The 12574-nt window shown below is 65.3% G+C and carries 10 protein-coding genes; 5 read left to right on the forward strand and 5 right to left on the reverse strand.

Annotated features, from left to right (window positions below; translation table 11 throughout):
- Positions 1-19: 19 nt before the first annotated feature.
- The gene (locus ABWP92_RS04515) at positions 20-3664 is read right to left on the reverse strand and encodes a hydantoinase B/oxoprolinase family protein (protein WP_353234163.1); all 3645 of its coding nucleotides are present in this window, start codon (positions 3662-3664) and stop codon (positions 20-22) included.
- Positions 3665-3879: 215 nt separating this feature from the next.
- Here ABWP92_RS04515 and ABWP92_RS04520 point away from each other — a divergent pair, with 215 nt between their 5' ends.
- The 5 genes from ABWP92_RS04520 to ABWP92_RS04540 all read left to right on the forward strand — a co-directional run bounded on the left by ABWP92_RS04520 (position 3880) and on the right by ABWP92_RS04540 (position 8231).
- Positions 3880-4857 (forward strand): TRAP transporter substrate-binding protein, encoded by a 978-nt coding sequence (locus ABWP92_RS04520; RefSeq protein ID WP_353234164.1) that lies wholly within the window; start codon positions 3880-3882, stop codon positions 4855-4857.
- Positions 4858-4926: 69 nt separating this feature from the next.
- Complete coding sequence (locus tag ABWP92_RS04525) at positions 4927-5436, forward strand: TRAP transporter small permease (protein ID WP_353234165.1); 510 nt, start codon at positions 4927-4929, stop codon at positions 5434-5436.
- Positions 5437-5488: 52 nt separating this feature from the next.
- Complete coding sequence (locus tag ABWP92_RS04530; protein WP_353234166.1) at positions 5489-6796, forward strand: TRAP transporter large permease; 1308 nt, start codon at positions 5489-5491, stop codon at positions 6794-6796.
- Between the two features lie 46 nt (positions 6797-6842).
- On the forward strand, positions 6843-7229 hold the full coding sequence (gene crcB / locus ABWP92_RS04535; RefSeq protein ID WP_502907449.1) for a fluoride efflux transporter CrcB: 387 nt from the start codon (positions 6843-6845) through the stop codon (positions 7227-7229).
- Positions 7230-7367: 138 nt separating this feature from the next.
- Positions 7368-8231 (forward strand): LOG family protein, encoded by an 864-nt coding sequence (locus ABWP92_RS04540; RefSeq protein ID WP_353234167.1) that lies wholly within the window; start codon positions 7368-7370, stop codon positions 8229-8231.
- Positions 8232-8274: 43 nt separating this feature from the next.
- Here the strand turns inward: ABWP92_RS04540 and ABWP92_RS04545 are convergent, their stop codons facing one another.
- The 4 genes from ABWP92_RS04545 to ABWP92_RS04560 all read right to left on the reverse strand — a co-directional run.
- Positions 8275-9459, reverse strand: coding sequence for an MFS transporter (locus tag ABWP92_RS04545; RefSeq protein WP_353234168.1), 1185 nt, complete (start codon positions 9457-9459; stop codon positions 8275-8277).
- 1 nt (position 9460) lies between these two features.
- Complete coding sequence (locus ABWP92_RS04550) at positions 9461-10831, reverse strand: DNA recombination protein RmuC (protein WP_353234169.1); 1371 nt, start codon at positions 10829-10831, stop codon at positions 9461-9463.
- A 61-nt stretch (positions 10832-10892) separates the two neighbouring features.
- Entirely contained in the window at positions 10893-11876 is a 984-nt protein-coding gene (locus ABWP92_RS04555) for a 2-hydroxyacid dehydrogenase (RefSeq protein WP_353234170.1), read from the reverse strand.
- A gap of 54 nt (positions 11877-11930) precedes the next feature.
- Positions 11931-12574 (reverse strand): sodium:proton antiporter (locus tag ABWP92_RS04560; RefSeq protein WP_353234171.1); only part of this gene is annotated, 644 nt, incomplete at its 5' end.

The raw sequence follows: 12574 nt of genomic DNA on the forward strand, positions 1-12574 counted from the left end.
GAGCCGCAGGCCCGGCCGATCAGCCGCCGCGCTCGCCGAATCCGCCGCCGCCCGGCGTATGGATTTCAAAAATATCGCCCGCCTCCATCTGCGCCTGGCCTATGTGCCGCAACGCCTCCACGCGGCCGTCGCTGCGCACGACGCGATTGACACCCGGCTTGCCCGCTCCGCCGCCGGCCATGCCGAACGCCCCATGCACACGGCCATTGGAGAGTATCCCGGCGGTCATGGGTTGCAGGAAACGCATCCTGCGCACACCGCCATTGCCGCCGCTCCAGCGGCCCTGGCCGCCCGAGCCGGTCCTGATCGCATAGATCTCCAGCCGCACCGGAAAACGGAACTCCAGCACCTCCGGGTCCGTCATGCGCGAATTGGTCATATGGGTCTGCACCACGCTCGTGCCGTCGAAGCCGCCCACCAGGGCGCCCGCATCGTCAAACACCCCGCCGGCGCCGCTGCCGCCCGCGACCGTTTCGTAGTACTGATGGCGGTCATTGCCAAAAGTGAAGTTGTTCATCGTGCACTGGCTCGCCGCCGAAACGCCCAGCGCGCCCAGCAGCGCATTGGTGATGCACGACGAAGTCTCCACATTGCCCGCCACCACGGACGCGGGCGGCAGCGGGTTGAGCATGCAACCCTCGGGAATGTGTACCTTCAGCGGCTTGAGGCAGCCCGCATTGAGCGGAATATCGTCGTCCACCAGCGTTCGGAAGACGTAGAGCACCGCGGCCATGCACACCGCCGTCGGCGCGTTGAAATTGTTCTCCTGCTGCGCGGACGTTCCGCTGAAATCGATCTCCGCGCCGCGATCCCGCGCATCGATGCGGATCGCCACCTGGATCTGCGCGCCGTTGTCCAGCGGCAGCGTGAAGCGCCCGCCGTCCATGCGCGCGGAAAGCCGTGCGATCGCGCGCCGCACGGACTCCTCCGCGTTGTCCTGCACGTGCTGCATATAGGCCTGCACCACGGGCAGCGAGAACTGCTCGACCATGCGGATGAGTTCCTGCACGCCTTTTTCATTGGCGGCGATCTGCGCTTTCAGGTCGGCCATGTTCTGCCGCGGATTGCGCGCCGGAAATTCACCGCTCGTCAACAGCTCCGTCATTTCCTTCTCGCGCAGCACGCCGCCGCCCACCAACCTGACGTTGTCGATCTGCACGCCCTCCTCCTCGATGCGCGTGGAGAACGGAGGCATGGAGCCGGGCGTCGCGCCGCCCACGTCGGCATGATGCCCACGGCTGCCCACATAGAACATGGGCGCGGCGCCTTCGCCCACGTAGACCGGCGTGATCACCGTGATGTCCGGCAGATGCGTTCCGCCGTGATACGGGTCGTTGAGCACGAAGACGTCGCCGCGCCGCATCGTCGATCGGTTGCGCGCGATCACGGTCTTGATGCTCTCGCCCATGGAGCCCAGATGCACGGGCATGTGCGGCGCATTGGCGATCAATTGCCCATCGCCGTCGAATAGCGCGCAGCTGAAATCCAGGCGCTCCTTGATGTTGACCGAATACGCCGTGTTCTGAAGCTGCAGCCCCATCTGCTCCGCGATGTTCATGAACAGGTTGTTGAAAACCTCCAGCAGCACCGGATCGACCTGCGTGCCCGCTGCCGCGCGCCTGGCCCGTGGCGCATGGCGCGTGAGCAGCAGGTGATCCAGCGCCGTGAGCCGTGCCTGCCATCCCGGCTCCACCACCGTGGTGGCGTTCTTCTCGGCGATGATGGCCGGCCCCTGCACGCAGTCGCCCGCGCGCATGGCCTCGCGCACGATCAGGGCCGCATCGTGCCACCCGGGCTCGCCGCCGACGCCCACGGTAAAGACCCGCACCCGCTCCGCCGCCGGCACGTCGCGGGCCGGGTGCTCCGGGAGCCTGGGCTCATCCGGGCTCTCGCCAGCAAACACCAGCTCGACCGAAACGGCCTCGACCACCAGTCCACGCCCCTGCATGAGGAACGCAAAGCGCTGGCGGTAGGCCTGCTCGAACGACGCCGTCATTTCATCCAGGCTTCCAAACGGCACCACCAATGCCGAATCGGCGCCCTCGTAGCGCACGTGCGCGCGCCTGAAAAGCACGGCATCGGCCGCGCGCAGGCCGCGCTCTTCGAGCTCCGCCGCCGCCGCGTCCCGCAGTTCCCGCAGCACCGTCTCGATCTCCTGATACGACGCCTGCGTCAATGGCAGTTCCAGCGCCTTTTCACGCATGACGTTCTGATCCGCCAGCCCCATCCCGTAGGCAGAGAGCACTCCGGCCAGCGGATGGATCAACACCTTTTCCATGCCCAGCGCATCGGCGACCAGGCAGGCGTGCTGGCCGCCCGCGCCGCCAAAGCATTGCAGTGCATAGCGCGTGACGTCGTAGCCGCGCGCCACGGAGATCTTCTTGATGGCATTCGCCATCTGCTGCACGGCAATTTCGATGTAGCCATGCGCGACCGCCTCGGGCGAGCGCCCAAGCGGCCCGGATATCTCGGCGAACTTGCGCGCCACGACATCCGCATCCAGGCTTTCATCGGCGGCATGCCCGAATACGCGAGGGAAATGCGCGGGCTGCAGCTTGCCCACCATCACATTGGCGTCGGTGACCGCAAGCGGCCCGCCGCGCCGGTAGCTGGCCGGCCCCGGATTCGCTCCGGCGCTTTGCGGCCCCACGCGAAAGCGCGATCCGTCGAATGCGAGGATCGAACCGCCGCCCGACGCCACCGTATGGATGCTCATCATCGGAGCGCGCATGCGCACGCCCGCCACCTGGGTTTCGAACTCGCGCTCGAACTCACCCGCAAAATGGCTCACGTCGGTCGACGTGCCGCCCATGTCGAAGCCGATCACGCGCTGCTGCCCGGCGATCTGCGCGGTCCGCGCCATGCCGACGATGCCGCCCGCGGGGCCAGAGAGTATCGCGTCCTTGCCCTGGAAGCGGTGCGCATGCGCCAGGCCGCCGGAGGACTGCATGAAGTACAGCGGCACGCCCGGCAGCTGCGACTGCACCTGCTCCACGTAGCGCCGCAGGATCGGAGAAAGGTAGGCATCGACCACCGTGGTGTCGCCACGGCTCACGAACTTCATCAGCGGGCTCGTGCCATGCGAGGTGCTGATCTGGGTGAACCCCGCGCCGCGCGCAAGCTCCGCGGCCTCGGCCTCGTGCTGCGTATAGCGCCAGCCGTGCATGAACACGATGGCGACGCTGCGCAGGCCCGCGTCATGCGCGGCCCAGAGCCGCTCGCGCAGATGCTCCGCGTCCAGCGCCTCGACGACTTCGCCATCCGCGCCCATGCGCTCCTGCGCCTCGATCACCCGGCTGTAGAGCAGCTCGGGCAGGACGATGTGCCGATCAAAGAGCCGTGGGCGGTTCTGGTACGCAATGCGCAGCGCATCCCGGAATCCGCGCGTGGTGACCAGCAGAGTTGGCTCGCCCTTGCGCTCCAGCAGCGCATTGGTCGCCACCGTCGTGCCCATCTTCACGCATTCGATGCGATCGACGGGAACCGCATCGCCAGCCTTCAGGCCAAGAAGATGGCGAATGCCCGCGACCGCCGCATCGCGGTATTGCTCAGGGTTCTCCGACAGCAGCTTGTGCGTGACGATGCCGCCGCCGGGCCTTCTTCCCACCACGTCCGTGAACGTACCCCCTCGATCCACCCAGAACTGCCAGCGTTGACTTGTCATTTCGATCCCATGCGCGCACGCGCGTGTTGCTGTTGCTTGAGCACGCCATTTTCCATGACGCCCACCCGCATGCAATACGCGCGGGCCACGGGCTTCCCGGCTTATCAAGGTATTCACCTATTAGTCATCAAAAAGCCATCCGCTACATTGATCCGGAATATCGGCAGCCGGGCCGGACGACTTCCTTCCCACTCACCTTCCGTGGAGCAATAACGATGAAGCGCAGAGTCTTTTCCGCCATTGCAGTGGCCGTGCTGGGCACGGTTGGATTTTCATCTGCGCAGGCGCAGGCCAAATGGGATTTCGCCACCGCCTATCCCGCCACGAATTTCCACACGGAAAACATCGCCCAGTTCGCCAAGGATGTGGAAAGCGCCAGCGGCGGCAAGCTCAAGATCACCGTCCATTCCAACGCCTCCCTGTTCAAGGCGCCGGAAATCAAGCGCGCCGTGCAGGGCGCGCAGGCCCAGCTCGGCGAGATCCTGCTGGTCAACTTCCAGAACGAGTGGCAGCTCTACGGCGTGGACGGCATTCCGTTTCTCGCCGACAGCTACGACTCGGCGATGAAGCTGTACAAGGCGCAAAAGCCGTTTCTCGAGAAAAAGCTCGGCGAGCAGGGCATGATGCTTCTGTATTCGGTTGCATGGCCCACGCAGGGCATCTACACCAAGAAGCCCATCAACAGCGCGGCCGATCTCAAGGGCGTCAAATGGCGCGCCTACAGTCCGGCCACCGCGCGCATTGCCGAACTGGTGGGCGCGCAGCCCGTCACCGTGCAGGCGGCGGAGTTCTCGCAGGCGCTGGCGACGGGCGTGGTGGAGTCGACCATGACCTCGGGCGCCACGGGCGTGGACAGCAAGCTCTATGAGCACCTCAAGTACTACTACGACACCCAGGCCTGGCTGCCCAAGAACGCCGTCATCATGAACAAGAAGGCGTTCGACGCGCTCGACAAACCCACCCAGGATGCGGTGTTCAAGGCCGCCGCCGATGCGGAAACGCGCGGCTGGGCCGCCAGCCGCCGCGTCAACGACGACACGCTCGCCAAACTCAAGGCCGAAGGCATGCAGGTTCTGCCGCCCAGCACGCAACTCAAGTCCGACATGAACAAGGTGGGAGAGACCATGCTCAAGGAGTGGCTGGACAAGGCGGGCCCGGAGGGCAAGGCCCTGGTGGACGCCTACCGCAAGTGAGTCACCGCCGCAGCGAGCAGCGCAACGCATGAATGGATGGACGATGGACAACACGACAATGGACAAGCCATGCGGCGCCTGCTGAACGCTCTCTATGACACGACGGCGGCGCTCGCGGCCATCTCCATGGTGGCCCTGCTGGCGGCGGTGCTGCTGTCGATTCTCAGCCGCCAGATGAATTTCCTGATCTCCGGGATCGACGCCTATGCCGGGTACCTCATGGCCGCGGCGGGCTTTCTGGCGCTTGCCCACACGCTCAAGCGCGGCGAGCATATCCGCGTCACGCTGATCATCAATGCGCTCAAGGGCAGGCCGCGCAAAGGCCTTGAAATCACCGCGCTCGCCATAGGCTCGATGCTCGCCATCCTGTTCGCCTACTACAGCATCAGGCTGGCCTGGCAATCACACGAATTCAATGACGTCTCCACCAGCAACGACGCCACGCCGCTGTGGATTCCCCAGCTCTCCATGGCCCTGGGCGCGGTGGTCCTGGCGATTGCCTGCGTTGACGAACTGGTGCTGGAGATCCTGGGCAAACGCAGCGTTCCCGTCAGCGGCGAAGCGCTGCGCAACGAATGAGCGGCCAGGGCTGACGCCGTGGCCTTGGGCACATCATCATGAAAGCACTCCGATGAGTGATCTCGCCATCACCGCATTGTTGATTGCCGCGCTGTTCCTGATCCTGGGCAGCGGGGTCTGGATCGGGCTGACGCTCTCGGGCGTGGCCTGGATCGGCATGCAGCTGTTTTCCTCACGGCCCGCTGGTGACGCGATGGCGGTCACGATCTGGGGATCCGCCTCGAGCTGGACGCTCACAGCGCTGCCGCTGTTCGTCTGGATGGGCGAGATCCTGTTCCGCACGCGGCTCTCGCAGGACATGTTCAAGGGCCTCGCGCCGTGGGTGCAGAACCTGCCGGGACGGCTTTTGCACACCAACGTGGTGGGATGCACGATCTTTGCCGCGGTCTCCGGCTCGAGCGCCGCGACCTGCGCGACCATCGGAAAGATGACGCTGCCGGAACTCACCCGGCGCGGCTATCCCGAGAAGATGGTCATCGGCACGCTCGCCGGCGCGAGCACGCTGGGCCTGCTGATTCCGCCGTCCATCATCATGATCGTCTATGGCGTGACGGCCGAAGTGTCGATCTCCAGGCTGTTCATCGCCGGCGTGCTGCCCGGCGTGCTGCTGGCCGCGCTGTTCTCGGGATTCATCATCCTGTGGGCGCTGCGCAATCCCGGCCTGGTGCCCAAGGCCGACACGCGCATGACGCTGGCTGAAAAACTGCACGAGTCGCGCGCGCTGATCCCGGTCGTGCTGCTCATCGCGGCCGTGCTGGGCTCCATCTACACCGGCCTCGCCACGGCCACGGAAGCAGCCGGCGTGGGCGTGCTGGGCTCGCTCATCCTGTCCGCGGTGCAAGGATCGCTCAACTGGCAGAGCTTCCGCGACGCCCTCTATGGAGCAACCCGCCTTTACTGCATGATCGCCCTGATCCTCGCCGGCGCGGCGTTTCTGACGCTTGCCATGGGCTACATCGGCCTGCCGCGCCATCTCGCGGAATGGATTTCGTCTCTGGGCCTGAGCAAGGCCCAGTTGATCGTGGCGCTCGCCGTTTTCTACATCATCCTGGGCTGCTTCCTGGACGGCATCTCCATGGTCGTGCTCACCATGGGCGTGCTCATGCCCACGGTGAACGCCGCGGGCATCGACCCCATCTGGTTCGGCATCTTCATCGTGCTGGTGGTTGAAATGGCGCAGATCACGCCACCCGTCGGATTCAATCTTTTCGTGCTGCAGGGGATGACGGGCAAGGAGCTGCCATGGATCGCGCGCGTGGCGCTGCCCATGTTCCTGCTGATGTGCGTAGCCGTCGCGCTCATCTACGTCTTTCCCGAAATCGTCACCTGGCTGCCCGAGAAGATGACCGTCCGGGGCTGACCCGCCGCGCACCCGGGCGGCTTCATCCATCCCCTACAATGCCCGGATGCTGATTCAAGTGATTGCCGTCTGCTTCGGTGCCTGTTTCGGCGCGCTCGCGCGCTGGGGCCTGGGGCTGTGGCTCAGTGCAGGCGCGGCTCTTCCCTGGGGTACCCTGGTCGCCAACATCGTGGGCGGCTACCTCATCGGAATCTGCGTGGGCTTCTTTCAGGCATTGCCGCAGATCGACCCCGCCTGGCGGCTGCTGCTCATCACCGGATTCCTTGGCGCGCTCACCACGTTCTCCAGCTTTTCCGCCGAAGTGGTCGGCCTGCTCCAGGAGCAGCGCCTTGGCACGGCGCTGGCCTGGTGCTCGCTGCATCTGCTCGGCTCGCTGTGCATGACGTGGTTCGGGCTGCAGACCATCGGCCTGATGTGGACTCCGCAACGCTGAAGCATGCCGATCCAGGAACAGCCGTGCCGGTCGGCGCATTGAACCCGGTGTGAACAGGGCCAACGCCACACTCGCACCGATCCAGTCCTCAACGCTCCAGGGACCATCCCTTCGAGAGCCCCAACAACAAGAATTCTCATGGAAGCCAATACCGACCTGAACGACCGCCGCCTGGCCGATGCCTGGGCGGAACTCCACAACTTCGCCGTCGCGGGCAATCCGCTGGACGCGGACGCGTATCGCCTTGCCTTCGCCGATCCCGAGTTCATGCTGCGCCGCGAAACGCGCGGCATCCGTTTCCAGCTGGAGCTGCTCAAGCCCGACCTGGAAATGGCGGCCCTGGGCATCGAGCACACCGTCGTCGTGTATGGCAGCGCGCGCATGCTGTCCAAGGAAGACGCGGCGCAGCAATTGCAGGCTGCCCAGGCCAGCGGCGATGAGGAACGCATCGCCCGCGGCGAGCTCGCGGTACGCAATTCGCACTACTACGATCAGGCGCGGCAGTTCGCGCGGCTGGTCGCGGAATACGGCAAGAGCCGCCCCCAGAAAGAGCGCATCTACATCTGCACGGGTGGCGGCCCCGGCATCATGGAGGCCGCCAATCGAGGCGCGCATGATGCGGGCGCGCTCAACGTGGGCCTGAACATCACGCTGCCGCACGAGCAAAGCGGCAACAAATACATATCGCCCTCGCTGTGCTTCAAGTTCCACTATTTCGCGCTGCGCAAGATGCACTTTCTCATGCGCGCGAAGGCGCTGGTCGCGTTTCCCGGCGGGTTTGGAACGCTCGATGAGCTGTTCGAAGTGCTCACGCTGGTGCAGACCGGCAAGGCCAAGGCGCTGCCGATCATCCTGTTCGGCTCGGAGTTCTGGAAGAAACTGATCAACTTCGACGCGCTGGTCGAACAGGGCACGGTCTCGGCCAACGACCTCAAGCTATTCCACTATGTGGATGATCCCGCCGAGGCCTGGCAGTTGATCCGGAATTTCTACCACATCTGATCCCGCAAACGCCCCGCAGGTACGGAAGGCGCCGCCGCGCCGCTCAATGCGGCAGCGCCGGAAACTTCACGCCGCGCATCTTCCATGCGATGCGCGACCCCGAGCCCACCGCCGCGCCCACCATCCAGAACAGGCCGGCCACGCCGACGAGCGCCCCCGCGTAGCCGAAGATGACCGGCATGAGCACGCTGGAGCCGTTGATGGCCATCAGCCGCAACCCCAGCGCCTCGCCATGCCGCGCCGGTGGCGTGAGCTGGTGCAGCATGCTCATGATCATCGGCTGCACCGAACCCAGCGCCAGCCCCAGCAGCACCGAGCAGGTGCCCAGCAGGAATGCGGTCGGCATCAGCGGGTAAACGGCGAACAGCAGCGCCGTGATGGCCATGGCCACGCACAGCACCGTCGCCTCCCTCAGGCGCTCGGCAATCAACGGCATCAACACGCGGATCAGCGCCGCGGCCAGCGCGAACATGCCAAGAATCGTGCCGATGACCGATGCCTGGAGCCCGCGTTCATGCCCCAGCAGCGGCACGACGAAGGTGTGCACGTCCCAGCATGACGAGAGCAGCCAGTTGAGAATGAGCAGCCTGCGGAAATCGGGCTCGCGTAACAAATCCCAGGCCTTCTGCCTCTTGCCGTCGTCCGCCGCGATCACCGGCGGCATTTCCTTGGCGGACCGCACCCAGAGCCAGGTCAGCAGCGCCATCGCCATCATCATCCCGAACGCCGCGCGATAGCCGACCGTGCTGCCCTCCTGGCTGCCGGCATGGTCGATCAGCATCCCGGCGAAGAAGGGGCCGATGAAGTTGGATACCGCCGGGCCGATGGCGAGCCAGCTGAACACCTGCCGCAGTTGCGTGCCGTCATGCGCGGCGCGGCCCACATGGCGCTGCAGGGCGATGGTGGCCGTGCCCGTCGCGGCGCCCGTGCACAGCGCGGCAAGGCACAGCGCCGGATAGACGGGAAAGATCAATGGCACGGCGCAGCCCGCCGCCGCAGCCATGACCGCGTATTTCACCGGCCGCCTGAGCCCGTGGCGGTCCGCATACCTGCCCGCAGGCAACGCCAGGAAGACCTGGGTGAGCGCGAACAGCGCCAGCAATATGCCCACTGCCGCCGCGCTGTAGCCCTCGCGCAGCGCCAGGAGCGGAGCGGCCATGCGCATCCCGGTCATGCTGGCGTGAATGCAGATCTGCCCGGCGATCAGCCGCATGAGGGAGAAATTCACTTTACTCTTCCTCATCCTCGATCAAGGGATCGCCAGCGCCCTCGCCTTGCGGCAAGGCCGGCAGATCCTGCACCGAACGCAGTTTGCGCTGGATGGCCCGCGTGCGCACGTCCACCTGGTCGAACTTGCGCGCCGCGGCCTCGATGGACTTACGCGTGGCATCGACCACCGCCCCGAAATTCTGGAACTCGGTCTTGACCTGCCCGAGCACCGACCAGACTTCGGACGAGCGCTTTTCAATCGCGAGCGTCTTGAATCCCATCTGCAGGCTGTTGAGCATGGCCGCCAGATTCGCGGGCCCGGTGATCATCACGCGGCATTCGTTCTGGATGGCTTCCACCAGCCCGGGCCTGCGCATGACCTCGGCGAACAGGCCTTCGGTGGGCAGGTACAGCACCGCGAAATCGGTGGTGTGCGGCGGAGCGACGTATTTGCTGGAAATCTTCCTGGCTTCCAGCCGGATCGATGTCTCGAACGCATTGCCCGCCGCCAGCATGGCGGCCTTGTCGGCCGCGTCGCTGGCGTCCAGCAGCCGCTGGTAATGCTCCACCGGATACTTGGAATCGATGGGCAGCCACACGGGGGCATCGTCCTTCTTTCCAGGAAGACGGATCGCGAACTCCACCAGCTCATCGCTGCCCGGAACCGTCTTCACGTTGCGCGCATACTGCTCCGGCGACAGCACGTTGTCGATGATCGCGCCCAGTTGCATCTCGCCCCAGGTTCCGCGCGACTTCACATTGGTCATCACGCGCTTGAGGTCGCCCACGCTGCCCGCGAGCGTCTGCATTTCGCCCAGCCCCTTGTGCACCTGCTCCAGCCGCTCGCTCACCAGCTTGAACGATTCGCCCAGCCGCTGCTCCAGCGTTGCGTGGAGCTTTTCATCGACCGTGCGGCGCATTTCCTCGAGCCTGGCCGAGTTGTCCGTCTGCAGCGCGGCAAGGCGCTCGTTGAGCGTGCCGCGCAGAGTGTGCGAGAGCGCATCGAAGCGCTGCGCGAACGCGGAATCCAGCAGCGCCAGCCGCTGATCGAGCTTGGTCTCGAACGAGCCCAGCGAAGTCTGCAGTTCGTTGCGGCTCATGCGCGCCTCGTTGACCGCCAGCGCAAGACGCTCCTCGACCGCATCGCGCACCCCATCGAGCGCGTCTTGCGAGGTTTGCGAGAACGCGCGCAGATGCAGCGCCATGCCGTTCATCGCGCCATCGTTCTTGGCGACGGCCAGCTCGGTGGCGCGCGCCACCGCCTCCAGCCCCTGCAGACGCTGCTGCAGCTCGGGCGATATCTCGACGCGCGGCTTGCGCAGCACGAGCACGGCCAGCAGCCCCACCACGACCGCCAGCAGCCCCCATGGGACGAACATCTCGAGCGTCATCTCTGTTCAGGCGGCGTGATCATCACGAAGGCCACACATTGCCGCGCACTCTGCACATCGCTCATGCGCGCCTTGCGGGCTGATTCACGGGGGTGATGGGCGCCCGGCCTTCGAGGTAAGCGATCAGATTGTCGGCGGCGAGATGGCTCATCTTCAGGCGCGTCTTCACCGTGGCGCTGGCGATGTGCGGAGTCAGCACCACGTTGGGCACCTGCAGCAGCCCTGGATAGACCGACGGTTCGCCCTCGAACACGTCGATCCCCGCGGCCGCGATGCGCCTGTCCATCAGCGCCTGCGCCAGCGCCGCATCATCGACGATGCCGCCTCGCGCAATGTTGACCAGCGTGGCCGTGGGCTTCATGCGCGCGAGCTCCGGGGCACCGATCGCGTGGTGCGATTGCGGCGTATAGGGCAGCACCAGCACGAGGTGATCGGCCTGCGCGAGCAGGTCCTCCTTGCTCACGTACCCTGCTCCGCATTCGGCTTCCAGCTCGGGCGTCAGGCGCGAACGGTTGTGATAGATGACCTTCATGCCGAAGCCGTGCGCGCCGCGCCGCGCGATGCCCTGCCCGATGCGGCCCATGCCAAGGATACCCAGCGTACTGCCGTGCACTTCCGCGCCCGCGAACATGTCGTAGCTCCAGCGCGTCCATTGGCCCGCGCGCAGATAGTGCTCGCTTTCGGTCACGCGGCGCGCAGCCGCCATCAGCAGCGCAAAGCCGAAGTCGGCGGTGGTCTCCGTGAGCACGTCGGGCGTGTTGGTGCCCAGCACACCCGCCTCGGTCATCGCCGCCACGTCGAAATTGTTGTAGCCGACCGTCATGTTGGAGACGATGCGCAGCTTGGGGCAGGCGGCGAGCAACGCCGCGTTGATGGGCTGCGTGCCGGTGGTGAGCGCGCCGTCCTTGTCCTTGAGCCGCTCGGTGAGCTCGGCGTCGCTCCACAGCACATCATCCTGGTTGGATTCAACGTCGAAATGCCGTGACAGCTTCTCGATCACCTCGGGAAAAATCTTGCGTGTCACCAGAATGCGTGGCTTGGTCATGACGGGGAATTGCCTTTCCTTTTTGGAATTTGTCTCTTGAACGGAATGCTGCCTTCAACGGAACCAGATGAAGGTCATGATGATGAAGATGGGGATCAGCACGCAGCCCGACCAGGCCATGTAGCCGAAGAAGCTGGGCATCCTCACGCCCCGGTCTTCGGCGATGGCCTTGACCATCATGTTGGGCGCATTGCCGATATACGTGTTCGCCCCCATGAACACCGAGCCCGCTGAAATGGCCGCGAGCACCGGGGCCAGCGTGGTCATCAGCACCTGCGGATCGCCACCGGCGGTGTTGAAGAACACCAGATACGTCGGCGCATTGTCCAGGAAGGAACTGAGCGCGCCCGCGGCCCAGAAATACATCGCCGGATCGGGAGATCCGTCCGGGCGCGTGACGGCGGAGACGATGGCGCCGAACGGCCCGTTCACCCCCGCCTTGAGCATGGCGATCACCGGAATGATGGTCAGGAAAATACCCGCGAACAGCTTGGCCACTTCGAGCATCGGCCCCCAGTTGAACTGGTTTTTCTCGTGCACAGGTCGGGGCGTGATCTTCAGCGAAAGAATGGCCACGACAATGAGCCCGACGTCACGCACCAGGCCGGGCAGGCCCACGTGCGCGCCGGCGACAACCCATTCGACATCGGACTTCCACACGCCGCTCATCAGCACCAGCGCAACCACCGCCAGCAGCA

This window comes from Diaphorobacter ruginosibacter, from assembly GCF_040396215.1.
Taxonomy (GTDB): domain Bacteria; phylum Pseudomonadota; class Gammaproteobacteria; order Burkholderiales; family Burkholderiaceae_C; genus Diaphorobacter_A; species Diaphorobacter_A ruginosibacter_A.